At 63.4% G+C, this 26,511-nt stretch carries 21 protein-coding genes; 8 read left to right on the plus strand and 13 right to left on the minus strand.

Features of this window, described 5'->3' with window-relative positions:
* Nucleotides 1–105: 105 nt before the first annotated feature.
* The 4 genes from VCJ09_RS13340 to VCJ09_RS13355 form a co-directional block, all read right to left on the minus strand.
* The gene (locus tag VCJ09_RS13340; RefSeq protein WP_079202169.1) at nt 106–1,482 is read right to left on the minus strand and encodes an alanine/glycine:cation symporter family protein; all 1,377 of its coding nucleotides are present in this window, start codon (nt 1,480–1,482) and stop codon (nt 106–108) included.
* 334 nt (nt 1,483–1,816) lie between these two features.
* Nucleotides 1,817–5,485, minus strand: a complete 3,669-nt coding sequence (locus tag VCJ09_RS13345; protein ID WP_324730668.1) for a translocation/assembly module TamB domain-containing protein — start codon at nt 5,483–5,485, stop codon at nt 1,817–1,819.
* Nucleotides 5,482–7,209 carry an autotransporter assembly complex protein TamA gene (locus tag VCJ09_RS13350; RefSeq protein WP_324730669.1) on the minus strand — a complete coding sequence of 576 codons (1,728 nt, stop codon included), beginning with the start codon at nt 7,207–7,209 and terminating at the stop codon, nt 5,482–5,484. Before VCJ09_RS13350 ends, VCJ09_RS13345 begins: the two co-directional genes overlap by 4 nt.
* 170 nt (nt 7,210–7,379) lie before the next feature.
* Nucleotides 7,380–8,021 carry a GNAT family N-acetyltransferase gene (locus tag VCJ09_RS13355; RefSeq protein ID WP_324730670.1) on the minus strand — a complete coding sequence of 214 codons (642 nt, stop codon included), beginning with the start codon at nt 8,019–8,021 and terminating at the stop codon, nt 7,380–7,382.
* Between the two features lie 144 nt (nt 8,022–8,165).
* Here VCJ09_RS13355 and xthA point away from each other — a divergent pair, with 144 nt between their 5' ends.
* The 4 genes from xthA to VCJ09_RS13375 all read left to right on the plus strand — a co-directional run bounded on the left by xthA (nt 8,166) and on the right by VCJ09_RS13375 (nt 12,126).
* Nucleotides 8,166–8,978, plus strand: a complete 813-nt coding sequence (gene xthA / locus VCJ09_RS13360; protein WP_324730671.1) for an exodeoxyribonuclease III — start codon at nt 8,166–8,168, stop codon at nt 8,976–8,978.
* Nucleotides 8,979–9,296: 318 nt separating this feature from the next.
* Nucleotides 9,297–10,679 (plus strand): phosphate ABC transporter substrate-binding/OmpA family protein, encoded by a 1,383-nt coding sequence (locus VCJ09_RS13365; RefSeq protein ID WP_324734661.1) that lies wholly within the window; start codon nt 9,297–9,299, stop codon nt 10,677–10,679.
* 266 nt (nt 10,680–10,945) lie between these two features.
* Nucleotides 10,946–11,944, plus strand: a complete 999-nt coding sequence (locus VCJ09_RS13370) for a TerC family protein (RefSeq protein ID WP_324730672.1) — start codon at nt 10,946–10,948, stop codon at nt 11,942–11,944.
* Nucleotides 11,941–12,126, plus strand: coding sequence for a hypothetical protein (locus VCJ09_RS13375; protein ID WP_324730673.1), 186 nt, complete (start codon nt 11,941–11,943; stop codon nt 12,124–12,126). The genes VCJ09_RS13370 and VCJ09_RS13375 overlap by 4 nt, the downstream gene beginning before the upstream one ends.
* Nucleotides 12,127–12,249: 123 nt before the next feature.
* Here VCJ09_RS13375 and VCJ09_RS13380 read toward each other — a convergent pair whose 3' ends face one another.
* Entirely contained in the window at nt 12,250–13,458 is a 1,209-nt protein-coding gene (locus tag VCJ09_RS13380; protein WP_324730674.1) for an acyl-CoA dehydrogenase, read from the minus strand.
* Nucleotides 13,459–13,612: 154 nt separating this feature from the next.
* Between VCJ09_RS13380 and VCJ09_RS13385 the strand changes: the two genes are divergently transcribed.
* Nucleotides 13,613–14,545 carry a LysR family transcriptional regulator gene (locus VCJ09_RS13385; protein ID WP_324730675.1) on the plus strand — a complete coding sequence of 311 codons (933 nt, stop codon included), beginning with the start codon at nt 13,613–13,615 and terminating at the stop codon, nt 14,543–14,545.
* 62 nt (nt 14,546–14,607) lie between these two features.
* Here VCJ09_RS13385 and gntR read toward each other — a convergent pair whose 3' ends face one another.
* The 4 genes from gntR to VCJ09_RS13405 form a co-directional block, all read right to left on the minus strand.
* Complete coding sequence (gntR, locus tag VCJ09_RS13390; protein ID WP_324730676.1) at nt 14,608–15,627, minus strand: HTH-type transcriptional regulator GntR; 1,020 nt, start codon at nt 15,625–15,627, stop codon at nt 14,608–14,610.
* A gap of 101 nt (nt 15,628–15,728) precedes the next feature.
* On the minus strand, nt 15,729–16,742 hold the full coding sequence (locus tag VCJ09_RS13395) for a TRAP transporter substrate-binding protein (RefSeq protein WP_324730677.1): 1,014 nt from the start codon (nt 16,740–16,742) through the stop codon (nt 15,729–15,731).
* A gap of 101 nt (nt 16,743–16,843) precedes the next feature.
* Nucleotides 16,844–18,121 (minus strand): TRAP transporter large permease, encoded by a 1,278-nt coding sequence (locus VCJ09_RS13400; RefSeq protein ID WP_324730678.1) that lies wholly within the window; start codon nt 18,119–18,121, stop codon nt 16,844–16,846.
* Between the two features lie 63 nt (nt 18,122–18,184).
* Nucleotides 18,185–19,321 (minus strand): gluconokinase, GntK/IdnK-type, encoded by a 1,137-nt coding sequence (locus VCJ09_RS13405; protein ID WP_324730679.1) that lies wholly within the window; start codon nt 19,319–19,321, stop codon nt 18,185–18,187.
* A gap of 274 nt (nt 19,322–19,595) precedes the next feature.
* On the opposite strand from VCJ09_RS13405, the gene VCJ09_RS13410 reads away from it, so the two are divergent.
* From VCJ09_RS13410 to VCJ09_RS13420, 3 genes are all read left to right on the plus strand, one after another.
* Nucleotides 19,596–20,000, plus strand: coding sequence for an MbcA/ParS/Xre antitoxin family protein (locus VCJ09_RS13410; RefSeq protein WP_324730680.1), 405 nt, complete (start codon nt 19,596–19,598; stop codon nt 19,998–20,000).
* On the plus strand, nt 19,997–20,671 hold the full coding sequence (locus VCJ09_RS13415) for an RES family NAD+ phosphorylase (protein ID WP_324730681.1): 675 nt from the start codon (nt 19,997–19,999) through the stop codon (nt 20,669–20,671). The genes VCJ09_RS13410 and VCJ09_RS13415 overlap by 4 nt, the downstream gene beginning before the upstream one ends.
* Before the next feature lie 68 nt (nt 20,672–20,739).
* The gene (locus VCJ09_RS13420) at nt 20,740–21,387 is read left to right on the plus strand and encodes a DUF502 domain-containing protein (RefSeq protein ID WP_324730682.1); all 648 of its coding nucleotides are present in this window, start codon (nt 20,740–20,742) and stop codon (nt 21,385–21,387) included.
* 71 nt (nt 21,388–21,458) lie between these two features.
* On the opposite strand, the gene VCJ09_RS13425 is transcribed toward VCJ09_RS13420, so the two are convergent.
* From VCJ09_RS13425 to VCJ09_RS13440, 4 genes are all read right to left on the minus strand, one after another.
* Nucleotides 21,459–22,586, minus strand: a complete 1,128-nt coding sequence (locus tag VCJ09_RS13425; protein ID WP_324730683.1) for an acyl-CoA dehydrogenase family protein — start codon at nt 22,584–22,586, stop codon at nt 21,459–21,461.
* 14 nt (nt 22,587–22,600) lie between these two features.
* Nucleotides 22,601–23,794, minus strand: coding sequence for an acetyl-CoA C-acyltransferase (locus tag VCJ09_RS13430; protein WP_324730684.1), 1,194 nt, complete (start codon nt 23,792–23,794; stop codon nt 22,601–22,603).
* A gap of 97 nt (nt 23,795–23,891) precedes the next feature.
* Nucleotides 23,892–24,659 carry a 3-hydroxyacyl-CoA dehydrogenase gene (locus tag VCJ09_RS13435; protein ID WP_324730685.1) on the minus strand — a complete coding sequence of 256 codons (768 nt, stop codon included), beginning with the start codon at nt 24,657–24,659 and terminating at the stop codon, nt 23,892–23,894.
* A 16-nt stretch (nt 24,660–24,675) separates the two neighbouring features.
* The gene (locus tag VCJ09_RS13440; RefSeq protein WP_324730686.1) at nt 24,676–26,325 is read right to left on the minus strand and encodes an acyl-CoA synthetase; all 1,650 of its coding nucleotides are present in this window, start codon (nt 26,323–26,325) and stop codon (nt 24,676–24,678) included.
* Between the last annotated feature and the right edge of the window lie 186 nt (nt 26,326–26,511).

Consider the following 26,511-nt stretch of genomic DNA (forward strand, 5'->3'; position numbering starts at 1 on the left):
GCGCAACGCGCCATGCCTGGCGCACCCACAAAAAAGCCCTGCAGTGCAGGGCTTTTTCATTTCAGCGGATAACCAGCGTCTATTCAGACCCTGGCCATGAGCGACCTAGCGCTGCTGGCTTGCGATGCCACCCACGCTAGCCTCACGGGCAAAGTGCTCGCGGGTCAGCTTGACCACCACCGGGCTGAGCAGCAGCAGGGACAACAGGTTGGGGATTGCCATCAGACCGTTGAGGGTGTCTGCGACCAACCAGGCGAAGTCCAGGTGGGCCACCGCGCCGAACGGCACAGCCAGGACCCAGAGAATGCGGAACGGCAGGATGGCCTTGGTGCCGACCATGTATTCCCAGCATTTCTCGCCGAAGTAGCTCCAGCCGAGGATGGTGGTGAAGGCGAACACCACCAGGGCAACGGTCAGAATATAACCACCGACACCCGGCATGGCCGATTCGAAGGCTGCGGCCGAGAGTGCCGCACCGCTTAGACCACTGGTCCAGACGCCGGAGCAGATGATCGCCAGGCCGGTCAAGGTGCAGATGACGATAGTGTCGATAAAGGTACCGAGCATGCCGATCATGCCCGAGCGCACCGAACTGTTGGTGGTACCGGCCGCCTGAGCGATACCGGCAGTGCCGAGGCCCGCTTCGTTGGAGAAGATACCGCGCGCCACACCGAAGCGGATTGCCGCCATGACCGCCGCACCGGCGAAACCGCCAGTCGCTGCAACCGGGGTGAAGGCGTAGGTGAAGATCATCTCGAACGCAGCCGGGATCTGTGCGGAGTTAACCACCAGCACCACAATGGCGGCGATGACATAGGCCACGCACATGAAGGGAACCAGGGTTGCGGCGACCTTACCGATACGCTTGATACCACCGAGGATGACCAGGCCGACGAAGAACATGGTGACCAGACCGGTCAGCCACAACGGCACGGCGAATGTCGCCTCGAGGGCCGCGGCCATGCTGTTGACCTGCACCATGTTGCCGATGCCGAAGCCTGCGAAGCCGCCGAAGATGGCGAACGCAGTACCCAGCCACAGCCACTTCTTGCCCAGGCCATTTTTGATCGCATACATCGGCCCGCCAACGTGCTCGCCGCGTTCGTCTTTCTCGCGGTAATGCACTGCCAGTACGACTTCGGCGTACTTGGTGGCCATGCCAACCAACGCGGTACACCACATCCAGAACAGCGCGCCGGGGCCACCGAGGAAGATTGCAGTGGCTACGCCGGCGATATTACCGGTACCGACCGTCGCCGCCAGGCAGGTCATCAGTGCCTGGAACGGGGTGATTTCGCCGCTTTCGCTATCGCCTTTCTTGCGGCCTTGCCACATCAATTTGAAACCGGCGCCGACCTTGCTCAGCGGCATGAATTTCAGGCGCAGCATCAGGAACAGGCCGGTGCCGAGGATCATCACCAGCATCGGCGGGCCCCAGACAAGACCATTGAGTTGATTGACCAAACTGTTGAGGGTTTCCATCTAAGGTTCCTTATTCTTGTAGTAATCGCGAGGTTGGGTACCCTTCGCATGCTCGACCGCCGGGTAGGCAGTGCTGTTTGACCGACTGACGCCATCAGCTACAGATTCAGCAAGAGGGTATGCATGAAGATGCATGCCCTTAGCTATAGCGGGCGCCAGTATAAGAAGAGAATTGCAGTCTATTTAACTGTTTAGAAGACAATACTTAGCTGTATTTACCGTTAATAGGCGAATAAACCAGAGATAGATAGCCGTATACCGGAAAGACACCGCATATTCAGCGATCAACCTTGTCCATCAAGCGCCAGCGACCACTCGACACGCCCCAGCGTGACTAAAAATCGCGCCTATAGAACAGGTCAAGAGAACTGGCCAGGCCGCTGGCAGCCTCAAGATAGAGGCGCTTGCTCAGTTCATAGCGCAATGCGATGGTATTTGCCGGTTCGAACACGCCGATCCCATAGCGCAAGCTCAGGCGCTCCGACAGGCTGCCGCTGGCCACCACACTGGTGCTGATGCCACTGCCCTGGCTGTCCAGTTGGAAATCAGTGATGCCCAGCACCTGCGCCACGCTGCCGGTCACCGAGGCGCTACCGGCTAAACCCATGGCGAGCGCCGCCTGGGCCAGCATGTTGTTGTCGCCGCTGCTTTGCCCCAGCGGCCGGCCGAGCACCAGGTACGACAGCGCCTGCTGCTGACTCATGGCCGGCTCGGAAAACACCTCGGTGGTGGGCTGTTCGGCATTGCCGCTCAGGCGCAAACCGGCGACCATCGAATCGACCCGACGAATCGCCTCGACATCCAGATAGGGCTGGTCGATCGGCCCGGCGAACAGCAAACGTGCGCGACGAATGGTCAAGCGCTGGCCATAAGCACGATAACGGCCGTTGTTCAGGCTCAGCTCGCCGCGGGTGTCGAGGTCATTACCGACATGCACGCGTCCGGCCAGATCGGCATTGAGGCCAAAACCACTGAAGCTCAGGCGCTCCTGCCCCACCTCGACATCGATATCCATGGCGATCGCCACCGGCTGCTGCTTATTGCTTGCACTGCCGACGATCACCGCATCCTCCGAAACCTTGACCGTCGACGGCGGCAACTCGCGGATGACAATCTTGCCGCGCGGGATCAGCACCTTGCCGGCGATGGACAGTTGCTCGGCAGCGATGCGCAGGGTGAGATCCGGTTCGACCTCCAGCTGCGCATAGGGCTCGATATTGACCGGCAGACCACTACCACGCAGGCGCAATTCCCCGAGCAGCCCATCGCGCCAGGACAACTCGCCGACCAGACTGACCTGCCCACGTTCGCCACTGCGCCAGCCACCGCTGAGTTGCAGGCTTTCCCCGGCAATCCGCGCGTCCACCTGCAACGCCTCGACCGTCACGGGCAATTGACCGCCGGACAGTTCGCCCCCACTGAGTTGCAAGCGACCATCGATTTGCGGCGCCAGCAAGCTGCCGGACAGGCTGCCACTGCCGTCGAGCCGCCCAGCCAGATGCTCGACCATCGGCAGGAACGGGCGCGCCAGAGCCAGATCAAGGCCCGTCAGGCGGAAATCGCCGGTCAATGGTTTACTCGCCGGACGCGGATCGAGACGGGCTTGCAGGGACAATTCACCGATTTTCGGCCCCCGCAAATTCAGCCGCGTATCGATTTGCTGCGCCCGCAACTGGCTCTCCAGACGCAGGCTGTCATAGGTAAAGTCCAGCCATTGGCCCCGGTCGCGGATGCGCCAGGTGCCGCTGCCGGCATCCAGCACTACCTGTCCGCTCGGCCCTGCCGCCGGCATGTCGAGCTGCACCTCGGCATTCAGCTTGCCTTGCCAGGCGAAGTCCTTGGGAAACCATTGGGCCAGGCTGTCGAGGGGAAAATCGCGCAGACGATAGCGCAGCTTGGGCTCAGGCTGCAGACGTTGATCCTCGCCACACAGGCTGGCCGCGCCGGAACGCCAGCAGTGCGCCGCGAGGCTGATCTGGCCGTTGGCCAAGCGCACCAGGGCGGCGGGTTGCTGCAAACGCCAATCCTGACCGCCGCTTTGTACCTCGCCGCTGCTCAGGCGTCCGCGCCAGGCACCTTGATCCAGACGTCCATCGAGGGCCAAGGCGCTCTGCAGCAAGGGGCCCGCGAGCTTGAGCTGCAGGCGTTGCTGACGCTGATCACCCTGCCCGCTGGCCGTCAGCCGGCCCAGTTCGGTCTCGCCCAGGGTAATGCCTTGGGCATCCAGTTCGACCCGCGCGTGCTGGCCGCTATCGAGACTGGCATCGAGCTGAAGGCGCTGCAGGCGCTGGTCGCTGTATGCCAGGCGCTGACCCTGTAGGGTCAGCTGGCCTTGGGGCGCCTGCAGGCTGCCGGCCAGGTCGAGTTGGCCCTCGAGTTGCCCCTGCAACTGCGGCCATAGCTGGCCCAGGCGCGGTAGTTTCAGGCGCAATTGCCCGCTCAGGCGCTGATCCAGCTCAGCACTGCCGTCGATGCGATTGTCGCCCAGGCGCAGCGCCAATCGCTGCAGCCCCCAGCGCTGCCCGGCCCCTGTGACCTGAGCCTGCAACTGCGCCGGCTGGCCACGCAACCGGCCGTCGAGGTCGATTTGCGCATTCAGGCTCAGTTGCTGATCCTTCAGCTCGCCCTGGCTATGCAGCGGTCCGCCCAGAGTGCCCGGCAGTTCTGCCAGCCAGTAGGCCGGATCCAACTCATGCAGTTGCAAGCGCGCATCCCAGCGCAGGCCATCGGCAAAACCCAGGGTCAGCTGGCCATCGGCCCGGCCCTGACCTGCGCGCAGCTGCAGATCGGGCAGTTGTAGCTGCTGCACATCACCACTGAGCGGACTCGCCAGAGTGAAAGCCCCGGCCGGGCCATCCAGCTCGGCGGCGAAGTGGCCCAGGTAGTTGCCGTCGCGATAGCTCAGCTCACCGCTCAGGCGGTGCAATGCCACCGCAGGTTGTGCAAGATCGGGATACAGTCGGCGCCAGGGAAAATCCTGCCAGTCGAAACTGCTGTCCAGGCCAAACCCCTCGCGCCAGTCCAACTGGCCACTGAGGCGCAGCTGCTGCTCGGCGCTGGCGCCTAGCGTCAAGCTAGCAATCTGGGCACCATCAGCCTTCACCAGCCCTTGCAGGGTCAGCGCCAGTGGCTCGCCCTCGCCCGGCAACTCGGCGTTGCCACTGACGTGGTAACCGTCGGCCAGATCGCCGCTGGCATTCAGCGTTATCTTGTTCAGGCGCAGAGTATCCGCCAGCTCGCTGCTGGCCTTGAAGCCGTCGGCGTGCAACTGCAGGCTGGCCGGGACGTTATCCGCCAGCGGCTGCACGTCGCCGTGCAAACGGCCATTCAGGTAGCCCGTGCTATCGGCGCTGACCTGCAGGCTTTGCTGCAGATCACCGACAATCTGTACGGCAAGCTGCCAGTCCTGTTGCTCGGGCGCCGGTAGTTTCACCTTGCCAACGAGACTCAATGGCCAGTCACCGCTGGGCTGCAATTGGCCGCTCAGGTCCAGGGCAAAGTCGCCGCGCTGCAGGCGCAGACTGTCGAGCTGCACACCGGTGCTGGTCCAGCGTGCCGCCAGATGCAGGCCTTGCAGCTGTTCATCGCCATTGAGTTGCACGCTGCCGATCTGCACCTCACCCAACTCCAGGGCCAAAGGCAGCTGCAACTGCGGCAAATGCAAGGGCGCGTCGCCCTCCTCCTCGCCAGGCGGCAACAGCAGCTCGATGCGCTCGACCTGCAGCCGCTCGACGCACAGGGTCATACGCAGCAAGCAGAGCGGCGACCAAGCCACCTCGGCCAGGCGGATGTCCACCAGCCGCTCGCCTTGCTGCCAGCGCAACTGCTCGGCGCGCCACTGCCCGCCCAACTGGCCAGTGAAATTGCTCACCTGCAAACCCGCAACCCGGGCCAACGCCCAGCGGCTGCCGGTATTGCTGGCGAGTATCCAGGTCAGCGTCAACACCAGCATCAGCAGGGCGCCGAGCAAAGCATAGAGGCTGTATTTGAGCCCGCTCCTCACAGTTCCGGCCCCATGGAGAAATGCACCCGCACACCGCCCGGGTCATCCAGCGGATGAGCCAGGTCGAGGCGCAGCGGACCGACCGGTGAGACCCAACGCAGGCCGATGCCGACGGCGCTTTTCAAGGAGGGAAAGTCCAGCGAGTTGAAGGTGTTGCCCTGGTCGACAAAGGTCGCCACGCGCCAGCGCTCGGCCACGCTGTACTGGTACTCGGCGCTGGCGGCGAACAGATAGCGGCCGCCGATTTTATCGCCCTGGGCGTTTTCCGGTGACAGGCTCTGGTAGTCGTAACCGCGCACGCTCTGATCGCCGCCAGCGAAGAACCTGAGCGATGGCGGCACCGCGGCAAACCCGCCGGATTCGGTACCACCGAACTGCACCCGCCCGAGTAGGCGATGCTTGTCCGCCAGGGTGGTCAAGCCTTTGAGCAGGACAGTGCCGTGCAGCACGTCGGCATCGGAGAGTAAGCCGCGTTTGGCCGCCGACAGATCGAATTGCAGGCGATATCCATGCTGCGGATCGACCTGATTGTCGCTGTGCAGGTAGGCATAGCTGATGCCGGGCATCAGCAAGGTACTCAGCCCGGAATCATCGCCGAGCTGGTATTGCTCATGTTGCCACTTCAGCGAGATAACCCGCTGCCAGCCACTGTCCAGCTTGCTGTGCCACTCCGGCCCCAGGGTCAGCAGGCGGCTGAGGCTGTCGGTGTCGGCCAGTTCCTGATACTGGTAACCGCCGGCGTAGCGCAGTTTGTCGGTCAGGGGTGGATCACCGGGCACGTCGTACCACAGGCCGACGTTCTGCCGCGGCGCCGACAACTCCATCTCGGCGCCGTAGCTGTGGCCCTGTGGATTGACCCAATGACGTGTCCAGTTGGCGCGCCCACGCGGACCGACATCGGTGGAAAAACCCAGCCCCAGCCCCATGCTGCGTGGCTTGCGCGTTTGCAACTGAACACTCACCGGAATCCGCTGCTGCTCGGCGGCGTTCGGATTGGCATCGACGCTCACCGACTCGAAATAACCACTGGAACGCAGCGCCTGGTACAGCTCGGCGATCAGTTCGGAGTCATAGGGTGACTCGGCGGCAAACGGCACCATGCGTTGCAGCAGTTGCTCATCAAACGGAGCATCGCCCGCGAAACTCACTGCACCCAACTGGTAGCGCGGACCACTGTCGTAGATCAGTTCGATGTCGGCAACCCCGGCACGCGGATCGATACTCAGGCGTTGATGAGTGAAGCGCCCCGCGAAAAAACCATAGCGCGAGGCCTGGTTCTGGATCTGCCGCTTGGCCGCGTCGTACCGGCCATGATTGAGTACCGCGCCGGCTTTGAGTCCGGAGCCGCTAGGCAGGCGAAATTCGCGCAACTGGTTGGCCGGCCCGTCGATGCGCAGGATCACCTCACGCAGCCTGACCGGTTCGCCGGGAGTGATGCGGATGGTCAGGCGCAATGGATCGCCTTCACTGACCTCGCTGACGATCTGCGCCTGGTAGTAACCCAGGGCCTGCGCAGCTTTTTCCGCCTGTGCCTCGGCCACCCGGCTAAAACGCTGCAAGGCATCGAGGTCGCGCTCGCCCAGGCCGCCGATATAGCCTTCCACGTTCGCCTTGAGCGCGGCATTGGCCGGCTGCACCCTGACCACCAAGCGCGCCTCCGCCAGTACCGACGAGCCGAGCAGGAACAACGCCAATCCGGCGCAATATGTGGGAAACGTTCTCATGAACGCGATGCTAGCACGTGCCACGCAGCAACCTAGAGCACCTGGCAATGTTCTCGCAATTACTCTTTATTACCGTACCCCAGCGCCTCAGGCTGGATCAGGCGGCGATCCGTTTCAGCCCAGCGAGGAAACGCCCGTCTGCGCGACGCCCTCTGCAGGCCAGCACGCCATCAAGCGCTGGCTTTGACGGCCTGTTGCGGGTTGGGATGGAAGAACACGTGTTCGATGATCGGCCCAACCGCCACTTCACCAATTTCTTCGTAGCCATGACGCTTGTAGAAGTCCAGGTAGTGCGGATTACCGGTGTCCAGCACCACGCCGAGCGAGCCTGCATCCTCGGCACACCAGTTGTGCAACGCTTCGAGCAACTGCTCGCCGAGGTGCTTGCCCTGGAACTCGGGGTGTACGCCAATCAATGGCAGCACGTGGTAAGGCCCAGGCGGCAGGCAGGCCAGAATGGCATCGTGATAGGCCAAATATCGTTTGGTACAGCGAAAACCGGTGGTCAGCAGCATGCGCATACGCCAGTTCCAGCTCTCGGTGATATCCAGCCGGCGCTGGGGTGGTGCGATCAGCGCCATGCCGATCAGGCGGTCATCGATCAGTAGACCAATCGCCGGCAGATCCTCGCTGAAATGTTGCTGCACCAACTCGCGAACGGTGGCGCGCACACGCTGGTCATAACCAGGGCGTTCGGCTTCGAACAGGTAAGAAAAGGTCGGTTCATGGCGATAGGCGTGGTACAGCAGCGAACGCGCTTCGCGGGCATAGCCGCTATCAAGCATTCGGACTTCAGCAGGACTGTTCGGCATAGGGTGCGACCTCTGATTTTTCTTGATCTACTTGGCCTGTAGCCACCCTAGCACCGCAACCCGGCGACAGCCAGAACTGGCCTAGGGGTCACCGGATCGACTAGCATCATCGACTTGTTACAACGACCCCAGGACTTGCCGCCCATGAAGATCGTCTCCTTCAATATCAACGGCCTGCGCGCACGCCCCCATCAATTGGCGGCCTTGATCGAGAAACACCAGCCTGACGTGATCGGTTTGCAGGAAATCAAAGTATCCGACGAGCAATTCCCCGAAGCGGAAATTCGCCAACTCGGCTACCACGTGCACTACCACGGCCAGAAAAGCCATTACGGCGTCGCCTTGCTTTCGCGCCAGGAACCCCTGGCGCTACACAAGGGCTTCCCCGACGATGACGAGGACAGCCAGCGGCGCTTTATCTATGGCACCTTCGCCGATGCCCAAGGCAATCCGGTAACCGTAATGAACGGTTATTTCCCGCAAGGCGAAAGTCGCGCCCACCCGACCAAGTTCCCCGCCAAACAACGCTTCTACGCCGACCTGCAGCAGCTCTTGCTCAGCCAGTTCCAGCCAGAACAAGCGCTTGTGGTAATGGGTGATATCAATATTTCACCGCAAGACTGCGACATCGGCATTGGCGAAGAAAACCGCAAACGCTGGCTCAGAAGCGGAAAGTGCAGCTTTCTGCCAGAAGAGCGCGAGTGGCTGGCCAGCCTGAAGGACTGGGGCCTGGTCGACAGCTTCCGCCACCTCAACCCCACGGTGAATGATCGATTCAGCTGGTTCGACTACCGCAGTCGCGGTTTCGAGGATGAGCCCAAACGCGGCCTGCGCATCGATGTGATCCTGGCCTCGCTCCCCCTACAATCGCGCTTCAAGGATGCAGGAATCGACTACGAGTTGCGCAGCATGGAAAAACCCTCGGATCATGCGCCGATCTGGCTGGAACTGAGTTGAGCTGAGAGTCTTGAAAAGGCTCTCGCCTGCTGCGGCCGCCGCCATGAAGTGGTGGCCTACGCCCCGACCCATTACCTCGAGCAGTCCGCGATCCGTAGACATTGCCGCCGGTAGTGCACCGTGGTTTAGCTGTGCAGCACAATGCTGGCGGGCTGTCGCTGCGCTCCGAGGCCGCCCTACCTCCGCACGGATCGCCGCCTGTGCTGCCCTACGCAGCCGCGCTAGAGCGGCCAGGCCAACACCCCACTGTCATGTTCCAGTCATCTTTTTGTCTTATCGTCACGACACCTTCAATTGCCTCTACAAGGTGTCTACCGCATACCGCGCGCCCTGCCTGCTTGTAATCAGCCAACCTGGAGCAGGACCTGCACCGTCCTGCTGCTCGGTTTTATCTGCTATGCCCTGCCCTGGCCTGTATTCGCCGCCCTGCCGATCCCCGCTGACAACAGCAGCGCCCTGCGTATCCAGGGCTCCAACACCATCGGTGCGACCCTTGGCCCGGCGCTGGTCAGAGGCCTGCTCGAAGCACAGGGGCTGAACGCGATACGCATCGAGGCCGGCAGCGTCGACAACGAACAGAAGATCATCGGCACCAGCAACGACGGTCGCCGCGTGACCATAGAAGTCGCCGCCCATGGCTCCAGCACCGGCTTCACCGCCTTGCAGAATGGCAGCGCCGACCTGGCCGCCTCCTCGCGCCCGATCAAAGACCGCGAGGCCAGCGCCTTGGTGGCCCTGGGCGACCTGCAAAGCCGCGATGCCGAACAGATCATCGCCATCGATGGCCTGGCGATCATCCTCCACCCGAGCAACCCGCTCGGGGCTTTGCGCATCGATCAGTTGGCGCGGATATTCTCTGGCGAGCTGCAGGACTGGGCGCAGCTTGGCGGTAACAGTGGGCCGATCAAGCTGTATGCGCGCGATGACAACTCGGGCACCTACGACACCTTCAAGGAACTGGTGCTGAGTACCAACGGCGCAACCCTGGCGGCCAGCGCGCCGCGCTTCGAGTCCAGCGAAGCACTGTCCGACGCGGTCAGCCAAGATCCGAACGGCATCGGCTTTATCGGCCTGCCTTATATTCGCCAGGCCAAGGCCGTGGCCATCGCCGCCGGCAAGTCGCAAGCCATGCTGCCCAGCGTGACCCTGATCGCCACCGAGGACTACCCGCTGTCGCGGCGACTGTTTCTCTATAACCAACCGGACGTGTCCAATCCCTGGGCCAAGGCGCTGATCAGTTTTGCCCATAGTCCGCGCGGGCAGGCCATAGTCGCGCAAAGCGGCTTTATCGCGCAGACCGTGCGAGCGATAAAGGTCGCCCCTGACAGCGCCATGCCCGAGGCCTATCAGACCCTGGCCCGTGAGGCGCAACGCCTGTCGGTGAACTTCCGCTTCCAGCAAGGTAGCGCCGCGCTGGACAACAAGGCCCAGCGCGACCTGGAACGGCTACTCGCCTACCTGAGTGCCCAGGACAAACTGCAGCACAAGGTAGTGCTGGTAGGCTTCGGCGACCCCAAGGCCGATCCGGCCAGGGCCGAGTTGCTGTCAAAACTGCGGGCCATGGCGGTGCGCCGCGAACTGGCTAAGCGCGGGGTGATATTTCACGAGATTATCGGGCTCGGCGACGAGCTGCCGGTGGCCGCCAACAACGTCGATGAGGGACGGATCAAGAACCGCCGTGTCGAGGTCTGGGTGTATTGAGTTCTGCCTACCCGATGCAGTGGGGTCGCCGGGTTGCGCACCAAGGCAATCAGCGTTATGCACTGCGCCCCGATCCGGGGCAGCAGTTTTCATGTTCTCAGTGCCACTGCATCCCCGCCTGGGACACCATTACGATGTTGCCGAGTCCGCATTTCACCCCTAGCCTTTAGGCATGTGACACCGGGCCCCTCTGGCGGTGAATCCCTCACCGTGATGTCGGAGTCACTAAGTTGCTTCTCAACTTAGGCTGATAACAGGGAGGGCTCATGAACACTCTGCAGGCTTTGTTTACCGCCCCCTTTCTTGGCACACCTACCTGGTTCTGGCTGGCCTTTATCGCCGTTGTCCTGGCGCTGCTGGTGTTCGACCTCGGCGTACTCCACCGCGACCAGCATGCAATTGAAATGCGCGAGAGCCTGCTGCTGTACAGCGGCTATTTCGCCGCGGGTTTGCTGTTCGGCGGCTGGATCTGGGGGCAACTCGGGGCGGGCAAGGCGCTGGAGTTCTACACCGGCTTTCTGGTCGAGCAATCGTTGTCGATGGACAACGTGTTCGTCATGGCGATGATTCTCGGTTTCTTCGGCATTCCTCGACGCTACCAGCACCGGGTATTGTTCTGGGGCATCCTCGGGGTCATCGTGTTGCGCGCGATCATGATCGGCCTGGGTACGGCACTGGTGCAGCGGTTCGACTGGGTTCTCTATGTCTTCGGCGCCTTTCTCCTGCTGACCGGGATAAAGATGTTGTTCAGCCGCGAAGTAGAGCACCCGGACCTGGCGCAAAACCCCGTGCTGAAATTCTTGCGCCGGCACATCCGGGTCACCGATGAACTGCATGGCGGGCGCTTTCTCGTGCGCCTGCGTGACCCGGCCAGCGGCCAGCTGCTACGCTACGCCACCCCGCTGCTGCTGGCACTGGTGCTGATCGAACTGGCTGACCTGGTATTCGCGGTGGACAGCGTGCCTGCGGTATTCGCCATCACCCAGGACCCGTTTATCGTCTACACCTCGAACATCTTCGCGATCCTTGGCTTGCGCGCCCTGTACTTCGCCCTGGCCGCGCTGATGCACCGCTTTATCTACCTGAAATACGCGTTGGCGTTAGTGCTGATCTTTATCGGCGGGAAGATTTTCCTGCACGGCTTTATCGGTAAGATTCCAGCATTGGTGTCGCTTAGCGTAACCTTTGGTTTACTGGCGGGCGGCGTGATGTTGTCGTTGCTGAAAACCCGCAATCACCCTGCAAAGGATCGGCCAACCCATTGATTCACTCCGAGATACGGATCGAAGCCCTGCAACAACGCGGCCGCCAACTCTGGCAGGTACGCATGGGCCGGCGTGCGCTGACCTTTCACGAAGAACTGGCTGCGCGCAGCTTTGCCGCCCAGCTGCATGTACGTCTTGCCTGGCTAAAGGAGCAGGTAGTCAAGGACAACCAGGACAACTGAGCGCCTAGATAGCTGTCGACTCAAATGACCAGGCCCACATAAATGCGGACCTGGTCATTTGAGGCGGCGGGGTGGCATCACTACCACCCGGCTCCAGCGTCTTTAGCGGCTGGCCTTGGGCGTTTAACGCGACATGTACTTGCCGATCTCGAACTTGCCGATCGCCGCCCGGTGCACTTCGTCCGGGCCGTCGGCCAGGCGCAGGGTGCGCTGCATGGCGTACCAGTAGGCCAGCGGGAAGTCGTTGGAGACCCCGGCGCCGCCATGCATCTGGATGGCGCGGTCGATCACCTTGAGCGCGACATTCGGCGCCACCACCTTGATCTGGGCGATCTCGCTGGCGGCGATCTTGTTGCCCACGGTGTCCATCATGTACGCCGCATTCAGGGTCAACAGGCGCGCCATATTGATCTCCATGCGCGAGTTGGCGATAAGGTCGATGTTGCCACCCAGGCGTGCCAGCGGCCGGCCGAAGGCGGTGCGGTTGACCGAGCGCTCGCACATCAATTTCAGTGCGCGCTCAGCCATGCCGATCGAGCGCATGCAGTGGTGAATACGGCCTGGGCCAAGGCGACCCTGGGCGATTTCGAAGCCGCGACCTTCACCGAGCAACACGCTGTCGTAAGGTACGCGGACGTTCTCGAACAACACTTCGGCGTGACCATGGGGCGCATCGTCGTAGCCGAATACCGGCAGCGAACGCACGACTTTGACCCCAGGCGCGTCCATCGGCACCAGGATCATCGAATGCTGCTGGTGACGCGGCGCATCCGGGTTGCTCAGGCCCATGAAGATCATGATCTTGCAGCGTGGGTCGCAGGCGCCGGAAGTCCACCACTTGCGGCCGTTGATCACCCACTCGTCACCCTCGCGCACCGCGCTGGCTTCCATATTGGTGGCATCCGATGAAGCGACGCCCGGCTCGGTCATGGCAAAGGCCGAGCGAATCTCGCCGGCCAGCAGCGGCTTGAGCCATTGTTCCTTCTGCGCGTCGTTGGCGTAGCGCACCAGCACTTCCATATTGCCGGTGTCCGGTGCAGCGCAGTTGAACGGCTCGGGGCCGATCAGCGAGCTGCCCATGATTTCCGCCAGCGGCGCGTATTCGGTGTTGGTCAGGCCGGCGCCCAGCTCCGACTCCGGCAGGAACAGGTTCCACAAGCCTTCGGCCTTGGCCTTGGTTTTCAGCTCTTCCATGATCGCGGTCGGCTGCCAGCGGTCGCCTTGATTGACCTGCTGTTCGAAAACGGCCTCGGCCGGATAGACGTGGGTTTGCATAAACGCGGTGACGCGCTCACGCAGTTCCTGAACTTTGGGGGAGTAGGCGAAATCCATGGGAGCTACCTTCTGCGGCTAATTTGGTGAGGTGTTCGATCTGAAAATGATGCTAGAACAGGGACTAAGATTTATCTAATCTATTCTCACCGTGTATAAACATTCATCACCGATATATGATCCACGGATCCCGACAACTCTAAGCGAGCGCGGAATGAATCTGAACAAGGTCGACCTCAACCTCTTTATCGTCTTCGATGCCATCTACACCGAGGCCAATCTGACCCGTGCCGGGCAGATCGTTGGCATCACCCAGCCGGCCGTGTCCAATGCCCTCGCCCGATTGCGCGAGACCTTCAACGACCCCTTGTTCGTGCGCACCGCCCAGGGCATGGTGCCCACACCGATGGCGCAGAACATCATCGCCCCGGTGCGCAGTGCCTTGCAGCAATTGCGCATCTCGGTGCAGGAAAGCCGCATTTTCAATCCGGCCGAGGCCAACAAGACTTACCGCATCAGCATGACCGACCTCACCGAGGCAGTGGTGCTGCCCTCGCTGTTCCAGCGCCTACACCGCCTGGCGCCGAAGGTCAGCCTCGAGAGCATGCTCGCCCGGCGCCGCGACACCACCAAGGAACTGGCCGCGGGCCGCCTCGACTTTGCCGTCGATGCGCCGCTCAACACCGATCCCCAGGTACGTCACGTCAAGATGATGGAAGATCGCTACGTTTGCGCCATGCGCAGGGGCCACCCCCTGGCCAAGGACAAGATCAGCCTGGACGAATACCTGTCACTGACCCACATCCAGATTTCCAGCCGCCGCAGCGGCCTCGGCTATATCGACCTGTCGCTGGGCAAGATCGGCCTGAAACGGCGGGTCGCCCTGCGCTCGCAGCATTACCTGATGGCCTCCACCGTGCTGCATAACACCGACATGGTGATCACCGTGCCGGAACGCTTCGCCCGGCGTAACGATCTGCATTACATGGAGCTGCCGGTCAACGACGTGCCGGCCCTGGAAACCCACCTGTACTGGCACGAGAGCACCGACCAGGATCCGGCCAACCGCTGGATGCGCGAACAGATCATCGAGATCTGCCAGCATGTCATCGCCCAGGAAAAGAAACTCGAGAAAGCTTCAAGTTAGCGCTGTAAACCATTGATAAAAAAGCCCCGAATCCGGGGCTTTTTTATCAACAGTGAGCCACCTCAAGCGCTATCGCGCAGCACCAGTTCGAAGCCTACATCGATGCAGTGCGCGGCCGGCTGCTCGCCGCGCATCAGGGTCAGCAGCATTTCCCCGGCCAACTGACCGATACGACCACGGATGGTCCGCACGGTGGTCAGCGCCGGATGCACCCAGGCGGCGGCCGGCAGGTCGTTGAAACCGGCGATCGCCAGGCGTTGCGGCACCGCCAGATCGAGCTGACGCGCGCGAAACAATGCACCCAGGGCCAGGTCGTCATTGTTGAAGAACACCGCGTCTATCTCTGGGTGTTGCGCCAGTAGGCGGTCCAACAGATTCGCGCCCAGGCCGATGGACGACAGCTCCGGGGTGAGCAGTTCCAGGCTCGGGTTATAACGCCCGTGCGCCTGCATGCACTGCCTATAGCCCTCGGCACGTTGCAGGGTGCGCGGGTCGAGCTGGGCGGCGGCGAAGGCAATATGCCGGTAACCACGCTCGATCAGCGCGCCGGTCATGGCCGCGCCGGCGTCCAGTTGCGAGAAGCCGACGCAGTATTCGTCCTCGGCATCGCTCAGCCCCATCATGGTGACGATCGGGCCGCGGCAACCGCCAAGAATCTCCCGCGCCGTGTCGCTGCGCTCGAAGCCGGTGAGTAGCAGGCCGGCCGGCTGATGTGCCAGATAGGACCGTAGCAAGCGCTCGTCTTCCTCGGGCCGATAGTGGCTGACCCCGATCATCATCTCGAAGCCGGCGGGCATCAGCACCCGCTGGATTGCCTCGACGGTGTCGACGAACACCGAGTTGGACAGCGATGGAATCAACACCGCCACCAGGTTCGATTTGGAGCTGGCCAACGCCCGCGCGGCCGGATTCGCCACATAGCCGAGCTCCTTGGCCGCCTGCATGACCTGCGCGCGCAGCGCATCGGAAACCCGCTCCGGTTGCGACAAGGCGCGCGAGGCGGACATCAGCGAGCAGCCCGCGGCCTTGGCCACATCGGACAGGGTGACGCGTTCGGCGGAGCGACGACGACGTGGGCTCATGACTACTTCCCTGGAAAAGGCAGGCGATTCTAGCAGCGACTAGCATCTGTCGGGTGCACCGCGCGCACCAGGCAAAGCATGCCAGGTGCGCGCCGCACGGTTCAGTTTTCGGTCTTGGCCAACTCGGCCTGCACCTGGTCGAACAGCGGCTGGCCGACGGTATCGATCACCTGCTGGATCGCCGGCTTCGCCCGTTCGCGCATGCGCTGCACCTCGTCGGCGCTGATCTGGTTGACCTGCATGCCGTTTTCCTTGAGTTGCGCCAGCGCCTTGGCCGCTTCTGCGCGGGTGTCCTGACGCTCGAAGTCGCGGGCCTTGAGCGCCGCGTCCATGATGATGCCCTGCTCGGTCTGCGACAGACCATCCCACCAGCGCTTGGAGGCGGTGACGATCCACGGGCTGTAGACGTGGTTGGTCACGGTCAGGTACTTCTGCACCTCGAAGAACTTCGACGAGAGGATGGTATTGAAGGGATTTTCCTGACCATCCACCGCCTTGGTCTCCAGCGCGGTGAACAGCTCGGAGAACGGCAGCGGCACGGCGTTGGCGCCCATCAGATTGAAGGTTTCGAGGAACACCGGATTAGGCATTACGCGCAGCTTGATCCCGGAGAAATCCTCCAGCTTGGTGATCGGCCGGGTGTTGTTGGTCATGTTGCGAAAGCCGTTTTCCCAGTAGACCAGGCCGACCAGGCCCTTCTCTTCCAGCTTGTCCATCACCTGACGCCCGACCGGGCCGTCCAGCACCGCATCGGCCTGCTGCTCGCGGGTGAACAGGAACGGCGTATCCCACACCGCCATTTCCTGGGTGATGCCAACCAGGGTGGCGGTGGAACCGACCATCATTTCCTGGGCGCCGCCGATCAGTGCGCTCTGCATCTGGTCGTCCGAGCCCAGGCTGGCCGCGGCGTAGGTGCGCATCTTCAATTTGCCTGCGGAGGCCTTGCCGACTTCCTCGGCGAACAGCTTGGCCGCCCGGCCCTGGTTGCTCTGTTCGTTGAGGCCGTAGCCGAAGCGAATCATGCGCGAGCGGACTTCATCGGCCTGCGCGGTCAGCGTGGCCAGCGGGCTCAACAGCATGGCCGCAGCCAGAACGGTGATCAGTGGACGTTTCATCAGCAAGTGCCTCTTATTGTTGTGAGAAGTAAAACGACTATTTTGTGCAACGTATTACGCGATGCCCGCCGGCTTGCCAGCGGGCGTGGAAAACCACGGCGTCAGCGCAACCATGCCAGCGGCACCGTGACGATGGCCGGGAAGGCGATCAGCAGCGCGACTATGCCCAGGTAAATCAGGAAGAACGGCATCACCCCGCGCACCAGGATTTCCATGCGCAGCCGACCGATACCTCCGACCACGTTGAGCACGGTGCCCACCGGCGGGGTGATCAGGCCGATGGAGCCGATCAGCACGAACATCACGCCGAAGTACACCGGATCGATACCGGCCTTGACCGCGATGGGGGCCAATACCGGTGCCAGAATCAGGATGGTCGGGGTCAGGTCGAGAACCATGCCGACCGCGACCATCAGCAGCATGATCGCCACCATCAGCAGATGCGGATGGTTGAGCAGCGGCCCGAGCATGGCGCCGATTTCCTCGGGCAACTGGGCCAGGGTCACCATATAGGCCGACACCGTGGCCGCCGCGCAGAGAAACATCACCGAGGCGGTGGTGCGACTGGCACGGGTCATGGTTTCGCTCAGCGCCGCCCAGCTCAGCTCGCGATACAGCAGCGTCGACACCGCCAGGGCGTAGACCGCCGCCACCACCGCCGCTTCGGTCGGGGTGAAGATGCCAAAGCGCAGGCCGCCGACAATGATAACCGGCAGCATCAGCGCGGCGGCACCGTCCACCAATGCGTGGCGGCGTTCGGCCTTGCTCGCCTTGGGCGGAGTCGGTTCGGTGAAACCGCGGGCGATCAGGGTCCAGGCGAAGATCAGACCACCGCCCATGATCAGGCCCGGCACCAGGCCGGCCATAAACAGCTGACTGATCGAGGTATTGGTCACCACGCCGTAGATCACGAAGGGCATCGACGGCGGAATGATCGGCGCGATGATGCCGCCAGCGGCGACCAACCCCGCCGAGGAGTGCAGCGGATAACCACGCTGACGCATCATCGGCAGCAACAGGGTCGCCAACGCCGCGGTATCGGCCAGGGCCGAGCCGGACATACTGGCCAGCAACACGGACGCGGCGATCGCCACATAGCCCAGGCCGCCACGCAGGTGGCCGAAGTAGGCCTGGGCCATGTTGATGATGCGCCGGGAAATTCCACCGGCATTCATCAGCTCGCCGGCCAGGATGAAGAAGGGTACGGCCAGCAGCGGAAAACTATCGGCCCCGGCGAGCAGGTTCTGCGCCAGCAATTGCACGTCCCAGAACTGCAGGTACCACATCAGCACCGCGCCGGTAAGAATCAAGGCGAAGGCAATGGGCATGCCGAAGGACATGAAACCCAGGAGTGAAGCAAGGAAGACAGCGACGGTCATCAGCGGGTCCTCGGTGGGCAGTGCCCGATCTTGTTATCTAATGAATGCAACGCGAAAAACCGCTCAATCGGCCGTGACATTGGCCGGTGCCGCTGCCTGCTCGCTGGGTCGGCGCCAGACGTTGATCAGTTGCACCAGCGCCAACAGCGCCAGCACCGCCATGCTGGCCAACACCGGCACCATCGCCAGCACCACCGGGTAGCCGACCACCGTGCTGTGATTGCCCCAGCCGTACTGCACCTGACTCCAGGCGCCCATGGCCGACAGCAGACTGGCGCCGATCACCAGCAGCCAGCTGAGCGAGTCGACCAGGCGGCGAATGGCGTTGGGAAAACGGTCGCGAATCATGCGGAAGGTCATCAGTTCGCCGCGGCGCATGCTCGAGGCCACACCGACGAACACCAACCAGACGAAAGCCAGGCGCGACAGTTCCTCGACACCGGCCCAGCCAGTGCCGAAGGCATAACGCAGCACTACGTTGATGAATACCGCGGCCACCATAAAGGCCATCAGTGCAGCCATCAGGCCGTCGGTGAGGCGGTCGAACAACTGCGCCAAGCCACCGCCGTAGATAGGTTCGGCCGTCAGTTGCGGCGCATGGTTAGCGCTATCAAACGGCTGCGAAGAAAGATCCACTTGCGCCTCGATCTCCTCACCGGTGGCGTCACGGCGTACCCAGGCACACACCTGCGCAACCACTTCGGCGCGGCTCTGCGCGGCGCTGACGTTGAATACATGGGCTTCGTCGAGGGGCGACTCAAGGGTATTGAACTGGCTGTCGACCAGCGAGATCGGCATGAAATGCCCGGGGCGGGCACCCACCCGCTGCAAGGCGGTGGTCCGATCAATATCCAGATGGGCGAACTGCAAACCCGGCACGGCGGCGCGCAGACGTTCGCGGTAGATGCGTTTGAGCGCCGAACAGGCGAGCACAAAGCCTTCACCGTTAGCCTGCGCGGCCTGCATCTCGGCGCTCAACGCATCCAGCCAGTGAATGCGGTCGTCATCGGTGAGGGCAGTGCCGGCGCGCATCAGCTCGACGTTGGCCTCGGGATGGAAATGATCGGCTTCGATATGCCGCCAGGTCAGCTCGCTGGCCACGGCCTGGCTGATTTCGCTTTTGCCGGAGCCACTCACACCCATGACCACCAGGGTGCGGCGTGCCGGATTAACGGCGGTGGCAGGATTGACTGTCTGCATGGGTTCTCCAGGGCGCCATCGGCGTGGGGCCGCTCATTGTTTGAAGCGATGTTAGCGCTAACCAAGGTGTTCGACAAGCCTCGCACACGGCCATTATCGAAAAGCTGCCGAGCGGCACCTGCCCACCATTTAAGGTTATCGAGAACGGTTGCGGCTTATTACCCAGGACTCGGCCAGGGTGGACTCAGCTGTGCTGCGGGTATTTGACGAGGCGTTGCCACGACTCCAGATGAAGACTAGTATTGATAATAAGTCTACAAATGGAGAAGCCAGCATGACGGCTACCGCGCAACGCAACGCTCCAGCCCTCGACATCGAATCGACCAAGGCGGGTCAGGTCGCGCTGAAATTCTTCTTCAACCTGATGAACAAGTGGCAGTGCTCGGTCGAGGAGCAGATGGTTCTGCTGGGCTCGATTGGCCGCAGCACCCTGTACAAATACCGGCAACTGCCGGAAGTGCGCCTGCCCCGCGACACCATGGAGCGAGTCTCCTACCTGATGGGCATTCACAAGTCGCTGCGCATCCTGTTCGGCGACAAACCCTCGACCTATGAATGGGTGAGAAAAGCCAACAGTGAGGCGCCGTTCAATGGCAACAGCGCGCTCGAGCTGATGCTCGCCGGCGGCGTGGTCGACCTCGCCGACGTGCGCCGCTACCTCGACGGGGTCAGGGGTTGAGGCAGACCCTGCCCGCCTGGCCGCGGGCCTATCGCCTGGTTTCCAGCGCCTTTCCACCAATCTCGGTGTTCGAGGATGTGCTGGACGCCGCCGATCTCGAACAGGCGTTCCTGATCGAGGGCCTGACCAACGACCGCCTGCGCGAAGAAGCCGGCCTGCTCGCCCACGTGGCGCCAGCAGACCGGGTCAGCGGCCCCGGTTCGTCGCCACTGATGGCCGCCTTCACCCATATCGGCGCGGTCAGCCGCTTCACCGCCGGCCAGTATGGCGTCTACTACTGTGGCGACAGCCTGCACACCGCGGTGGCGGAAACCCGCTACCACCGCGAGCGTTTCCTGCGCGCGACCCATGAGCCGAGCCTGGAACTGACCCTGCGTGCCTACGTCTGCCGGGTGGTCAAAGCGCTGGATGACATTCGCCAGGATCACGAACACCTGCACGACCCGGACCCGGCCGCCTACCCGATCGCCCAGCGTTTCGCCGCTGAGCAGCGCAAGCAGGGTTCCTGGGGCCTGCTTTACCGCAGCGTGCGCCACCCTGAAGGTGAATGCGCCGCCCTGTTCCGCCCGCCGGCGGCGAGCATTCCGCACCAGGGCGTGCATCTGCGTTACGTCTGGGATGGCAAGCTGCAGCGGATCAGCGAAGTCTTCACCCTTAAAACCATCGCCTGAATGTGCAGTCCACTCACATGCCCTGCGCAGCTGTCTGCCTGCTACCGCCACTCGACCGGATCTCACCCATGATCAAGAAAAGCGCCAACGCCCTCCTCGCTACCTGGCTAACCGGCTTGATCGTCTTGCTGCCGCTGGCCTTGAGCCTGACGCTGCTGTCCTGGATAGTCGGCCTGTTGAACCGGGCAATCGGACCGTCCAGCTATATCGGCCAGGTATTTGCCAGCATGGGCCAGCCATTCGCCAGCAACGCCTACCTGGCGTACACCCTGGGTACTGCGGCGCTGCTGGTGGGCATCTATACACTGGGCCTGGGCGTACAACTCGGGCTGCGCCGCCCGCTGCAATGGTTGACCAACCTGACCCTGCGGCGTATTCCGCTGTTCGGCAAGCTGTACAACCTGGCGGACCGCTTTGTCGACCTGCTGGAGAAAAAGGAAGGGGCCGACATCAACGCCATGAGCCCCGTCTGGTGCCTGTTCGGTGGCGATGGGGTCGCCGTGCTGGCGCTGATGCCCAACCCACAACCCATTGATATCGATGGCCGCAGCTATTACGCCGTCCTGGTGCCCACCGCGCCTATCCCCATCGGTGGCGGCCTGCTGTATGTGCCGGTGGAATGGGTCAAGCCAGCCAATATCGGCGTCGACGCCTTCACCAGCATCTATCTGTCCATGGGCATCAACCCGCCGCCGCAGAGCCCGCGCGAAGCCTAGCTAGCAGTCAGGGCGCAGCCCCGTGTGGCGCATTGGCGCACGCGAGGCGACCTGACAGGCGATACAGCCCGCTAGAGACTGCGCGCGATCACCAACCGCTGCACGTCGCTGGTGCCTTCGTAGATCTGGCACACGCGCACGTCGCGGTAGATCCGCTCCAGCGGGAAGTCCTTGAGGTAGCCGTAGCCGCCGAGGGTCTGCAGCGCCGCCGAGCAGACCCGTTCGGCCATCTCCGAGGCGAACAGCTTGGCCATCGATGCCTCGGTCAGGCACGGCAACCCGGCTTCGCGCAGGCTGGCGGCGTGATGGACCATCTGCCGCGCCACGGCGATCTGCGTCGCCATGTCGGCCAGGCGGAACGCCACCGCCTGGTGTTCGATAATCGGCTTGCCGAAAGTCTGCCGCTCATGGGCGTAGTCGCGCGCCGCCTCGAACGCCGCACGGGCCATGCCGACCGCCTGGGCGGCGATGCCGATGCGCCCGCCCTCCAGGTTGCCCAGGGCGATGCGATAGCCCTGGCCCTCCTCGCCCAGGCGCAGGCTGGCCGGGAGGCGCAGGTCGTCGAACTGGATCTGGCAGGTGTCCGAGGCATGCTGGCCGAGTTTTTCCTCGACCCGCACCACCGAGTAGCCGGGCGTATCGGTGGGCACGATAAAGGCGCTGATGCCCTTCTTGCCGGCCGCCGGATCGGTCACGGCGAAGACAATCACCATGCCGGCGTGGCTGCCTGAGGTGATGAACTGCTTGCTGCCATTGAGCACATAGTGCTCACCGTCCCGGCGGGCGCGGGTGCGCAGATCGCTGGCATCGGAACCGGCCTGGGGTTCGGTGAGGGCGAAGGCGCCGAGCATCGTGCCTTCGGCCAGCGGCTTGAGGAAGCGTTGCTTCTGTTCCTCGCTGCCGTATTTCAGGATCGGCATGCAACCCACCGAGTTGTGCACGCTCATGATGGTCGAGCAGGCACCATCGCCAGCGGCGATTTCCTCCAGGGCCATGGCGTAGGCCAGGTGGCCGGTCTGCGCGCCGCCCCAGTCTTCCGGCACCAGCATGCCCATGAAACCCAACTGGCCCATCTCGGCGATGGCCTCGGCGGGGAAACGGTGCTCGCGGTCCCAGTCGGCGGCGAAGGGTTTCAGCCGCTCCTGGGCGAACTGCCGGGCCATGTCACGGATCTGCAGGTCTTGTTCAGAAGGAATCATGGGGCTCTCCCGGTTCAGTTGAGCAACTCGATGGCCATGGCCGTGGCTTCGCCGCCGCCGATGCACAGCGAGGCGACGCCGCGCTGGAGGTCGTACTGGCGCAGGGCGCTGAGCAGGGTCACCAGTACCCGCGCGCCGGACGCGCCGATCGGGTGGCCGAGGGCGCAGGCGCCGCCGTGCACGTTGAGCTTGTCGTGGGGGATGTCGAGGTCGCGCATGGCCGCCATCGGCACCACGGCGAAGGCCTCGTTAACCTCGAACAGGTCGACCTGGCCGATTTCCCAGCCGGTGCGCGTCATCAGCCGTTGCAAGGCGCCGACCGGCGCGGTGGCGAACAGCCCTGGCGCATGGGCGAAAGTGGCGTGCCCACGGATCGCCGCCAGCGGGGTCAGACCGCGTTTCTCGGCCTCGGACAGGCGCATCAGCAGCAGCGCGGCGGCACCATCGGAGATCGAACTGGCATTGGCCGCGGTCACCGTGCCGCCCTCACGAAAGGCCGGTTTGAGCGTGGGGATCTTGTCCGGACGCGCCTTGGGTGGCTGCTCGTCACTGTTAATCAGGCGCAGCTCGCGGCCGGCCTTGGCTTCCACCGCAATGATCTCGGCGGCGAAGCGCCCTGCATTCATGGCCTGCTGCGCGCGGGTCAGCGAGGCGATGGCGAAGGCGTCCTGCTGCTCACGAGTAAAGCCGTAAGTCTGCGCGCAGTCCTCGGCGAAGGTGCCCATCAGCCGGCCCTTGTCGTAGGCGTCTTCGAGGCCGTCGAGGAACATGTGGTCGAGCACCCGGCCATGGCCCATGCGGTAACCGCTACGCGCGCGCTCCAGCAGATAGGGCGCGTTGGACATGCTCTCCATGCCGCCGGCGATCACCACCTCGGCGCTGCCGGCGAGCAGCAGGTCATGGCCGAACATCGCCGCCTTCATCCCCGAGCCGCACATCTTGTTCACCGTCGAGCACACCGTGCCCTGGCTCAGGCCCGCGCCCAAGGCTGCCTGGCGCGCCGGCGCCTGACCCTGGCCGGCCTGCAGCACGCAGCCCATGATCGCCTCGTCCACCGCATCGCTGGCCAGGCCCGCGCGTTCGAGGGTGGCGCGAATCGCCGCGGCGCCCAGTTGCGCGGCGCTGACCTCCTTGAAGTCGCCGAGAAAGCCGCCCATGGGCGTGCGTGCGGCGCTGACGATGACTACCGGATCCTGTTGCTTGCTCATGTTCGTTGCCCTCATCGGCGGGTTTCGCTGCGCGTTACCCGATCTGTCTCTGGCCCGTTAGCTAGCACTATCGAGCCCTTATAGTAGTTGGACCGCTTTATTTGGCCGCCATGCGCAAGGCGCCATCCAGGCGGATGACCTCGCCATTGAGCATGGGATTCTCGATGATGTGCCGCACCAGCGCGGCGTATTCGTCCGGGCGGCCCAGGCGCGGCGGGAACGGCACGTTGGCCGCCAACGAATCGCGCACCTCCTGCGGCATGCCGGCCATCATCGGCGTCTCGAAGATGCCCGGGGCGATGCACATCACGCGGATCCCCGAACGCGCCAAGTCGCGCGCCGCCGGCAGGGTCAGGGCGGCCACGCCACCCTTGGAGGCGGCATAGGCGGCCTGGCCCATCTGCCCGTCGAAAGCGGCGACCGAGGCGGTGTTGACGATCACCCCGCGCTCGCCCTGCTCGTTCTGCTCGCCCTGAGCCATGGCCTCGGCAGCCAGGCGCAGCATGTTGAAGCTACCGACCAGGTTGATCTGGATCACCCGACTGAAGCTGTCCAGGCCATGGGCGCCGTTACGCCCGAGAATCTTCTCGGCCGGCGCCACGCCGGCACAGTTGACCAGGCCATGCAGGCCGTCGAAGGCCTGCAGCGCAGCGGCCACCGCGTGGCGACCGTCGGCCTCGCGAGTGATGTCGGTCTGCACGAAACGCGCGTTACCACCCAGCTCCTCGGCGCGGGCCGTACCGGCTTCGGCGTTGATGTCGGCGAGCACTACCTTGCCACCCTGCTCGATCAGCGCACGGGCAGTGGCCAGGCCCAGCCCGGAGCTACCGCCAGTGACTAGAAATACTCGGTCTTCGATACGCATGTTTGCGGTTCCTTGTTCAGTTAGCGGCCGCCTGGGCCTTGGCGATTTCCTGATTGCGCAGGAGAAAGCGCTGGATCTTGCCGCTCGGGGTCTTTGGCAGCTCGTCGACGAATTCGATCTCGCGCGGGTAGGCATGTGCCGACAGGCGCTTGCGCACGTACTGCTTGAGCTCCTCGGCCAGCGCGGCATCGGCGCGAAACTGCGGCTGCAGCACGACGAATGCTTTGACCAGCTCGGTGCGTTCCGGGTCCGGTTTGCCGATCACCGCCGCCTCGATCACCGCCGGATGTTCGATCAGCGCGCTTTCCACGTCGAAGGGGCCGACCCGGTAACCGGAGGTGGTGATCACGTCGTCGCTGCGGCCGACGAAGCTGATGCTGCCGTCCTGGTTCAGCTCGACGGTGTCACCGCTGAGGTAGTAGTCACCGACGAAGGCCTTGGTCGGCATGCCCAGATAACCGGGAAACCAGAATAGCGGCGAGCGCGGCCGGTCCAGCGCCAGAATGCCCGGTTGGCCGGCCGGCAATTCGCGATTCTGTTCGTCCAGCACCACCACGCGATGCCCGGGAATGGCGAAACCGGCGGCGCCAAGGCGCACCGGGTGGGCCAGGGCATGGTGGTTGCACAGCACCATGCCCAGCTCGGTCTGGCCGTAGTGGTCGTGGATGCAGGTGTCCAGGCCGCCTTCGAACCAGCGGATCACCTCCGGGGTCAGCGGCTCGCCGGCACTGCTGACCGCGCGCAGACGCCCACGGAGCAACGGCTCGACCTGCTGTTTGGCGGCCAGCAACAGGCGGTAGGCGGAGGGCGAACCGGCCAGGTTGCTGATGGCGTACTTGCGGATGATCCGGCAGGTGCTCTCCACCGTGAACGGCCCTTCGTAGAAGGTGGTCGGGTGGCCCATGGCCAATGGTCCGGTCACCGCATAGTAGAGGCCGTAGGCCCAACCCGGATCGGCCAGGTTCCAGAACGCGTCTTCGGGGCGCAGGTCGACCGCCTCGCGCATGTAGCCGACGAAGGCCAGGATCGCCTTGAGCGGCACCGGCAGCGGTTTGGCCAAGCCGGTGGTGCCGGAAGTGAACATCATCAGGAAAGGGTCTTCGGCCGAGCGCAGCACCGGCTCGAATTCGTCAGAATGGCGCTCCAGCTCGGCCCAGAAACTGAAGTCGCCACGCTGGATGCCCTGGCCCTTGGCGCCAGCGACGGTGACCAGTAGCGGTGCACCCTCGACCTCATCGAGTTTGCCGCGGTTGGCCGCATCGGTTACCACAACCTTGGCGCCGGAACCCTGCAAGCGATGTTCGATGGCCTTGGGACCGAACGCGGTAAACAGCGGCTGGTACACCGCACCGAGGCGCCAGGTGCCGAGGATGCAGATCAGCAGCTCGACGTTGCGCGGCAGCATGCCCGCCACGCAATCGCCGGGGCGCACGCCCTGGGCCTGGAGAAAGTTGGCGAAACGCGCCGCCTGCTCCTGCAACTCACAGAAGGTGTAGCTGGCGCTGCTGCCGTCGCGGCCTTCCCAGAACAGCGCGATGCGCCCCGGCAAGGCATGCCGGTCGCAGCATTCGACACAGGCGTTGAGGGCGTCGAGAGAACCGGCCAGGGTGGCGGCGGCCGTGCTGGGCAGATCAAAGTCGCGGGCAGCGCTCAGGTAATCCTGCATGGCGGTGACTCCTAGTTTGTTGTTGTCTCGGAATAGTCGCGCTGCAGGCTGGCGGCGACAATGTCGACAGGCGTCTATCGGCCTGAGCAATTTGGACAACTGGACTCAGAGGTTGTGAAAATACCGAGCGTCGTCGCAAGTGCGACTGCATGAGTTCGTGGCATAGCGCGCTGCGGTCGTTTGGAG

It is taken from the genome of Pseudomonas paeninsulae, assembly GCF_035621475.1.
In the GTDB taxonomy this organism is placed as follows: domain Bacteria; phylum Pseudomonadota; class Gammaproteobacteria; order Pseudomonadales; family Pseudomonadaceae; genus Aquipseudomonas; species Aquipseudomonas paeninsulae.

Bases quoted from the DNA above. Each gene is read 5' to 3' on its own strand.
- VCJ09_RS13340 (WP_079202169.1), bottom strand. From the start codon at position 1,482: ATGGAAACCCTCAACAGTTTGGTCAATCAACTCAATGGTCTTGTCTGG.
- VCJ09_RS13350 (WP_324730669.1), bottom strand. From the start codon at position 7,209: ATGAGAACGTTTCCCACATATTGCGCCGGATTGGCGTTGTTCCTGCTC.
- VCJ09_RS13355 (WP_324730670.1), bottom strand. From the start codon at position 8,021: ATGCCGAACAGTCCTGCTGAAGTCCGAATGCTTGATAGCGGCTATGCC.
- xthA (WP_324730671.1), top strand. From the start codon at position 8,166: ATGAAGATCGTCTCCTTCAATATCAACGGCCTGCGCGCACGCCCCCAT.
- VCJ09_RS13370 (WP_324730672.1), top strand. From the start codon at position 10,946: ATGAACACTCTGCAGGCTTTGTTTACCGCCCCCTTTCTTGGCACACCT.
- VCJ09_RS13380 (WP_324730674.1), bottom strand. From the start codon at position 13,458: ATGGATTTCGCCTACTCCCCCAAAGTTCAGGAACTGCGTGAGCGCGTC.
- VCJ09_RS13385 (WP_324730675.1), top strand. From the start codon at position 13,613: ATGAATCTGAACAAGGTCGACCTCAACCTCTTTATCGTCTTCGATGCC.
- gntR (WP_324730676.1), bottom strand. From the start codon at position 15,627: ATGAGCCCACGTCGTCGTCGCTCCGCCGAACGCGTCACCCTGTCCGAT.
- VCJ09_RS13395 (WP_324730677.1), bottom strand. From the start codon at position 16,742: ATGAAACGTCCACTGATCACCGTTCTGGCTGCGGCCATGCTGTTGAGC.
- VCJ09_RS13400 (WP_324730678.1), bottom strand. From the start codon at position 18,121: ATGACCGTCGCTGTCTTCCTTGCTTCACTCCTGGGTTTCATGTCCTTC.
- VCJ09_RS13405 (WP_324730679.1), bottom strand. From the start codon at position 19,321: ATGCAGACAGTCAATCCTGCCACCGCCGTTAATCCGGCACGCCGCACC.
- VCJ09_RS13410 (WP_324730680.1), top strand. From the start codon at position 19,596: ATGACGGCTACCGCGCAACGCAACGCTCCAGCCCTCGACATCGAATCG.
- VCJ09_RS13420 (WP_324730682.1), top strand. From the start codon at position 20,740: ATGATCAAGAAAAGCGCCAACGCCCTCCTCGCTACCTGGCTAACCGGC.
- VCJ09_RS13425 (WP_324730683.1), bottom strand. From the start codon at position 22,586: ATGATTCCTTCTGAACAAGACCTGCAGATCCGTGACATGGCCCGGCAG.
- VCJ09_RS13430 (WP_324730684.1), bottom strand. From the start codon at position 23,794: ATGAGCAAGCAACAGGATCCGGTAGTCATCGTCAGCGCCGCACGCACG.
- VCJ09_RS13435 (WP_324730685.1), bottom strand. From the start codon at position 24,659: ATGCGTATCGAAGACCGAGTATTTCTAGTCACTGGCGGTAGCTCCGGG.
- VCJ09_RS13440 (WP_324730686.1), bottom strand. From the start codon at position 26,325: ATGCAGGATTACCTGAGCGCTGCCCGCGACTTTGATCTGCCCAGCACG.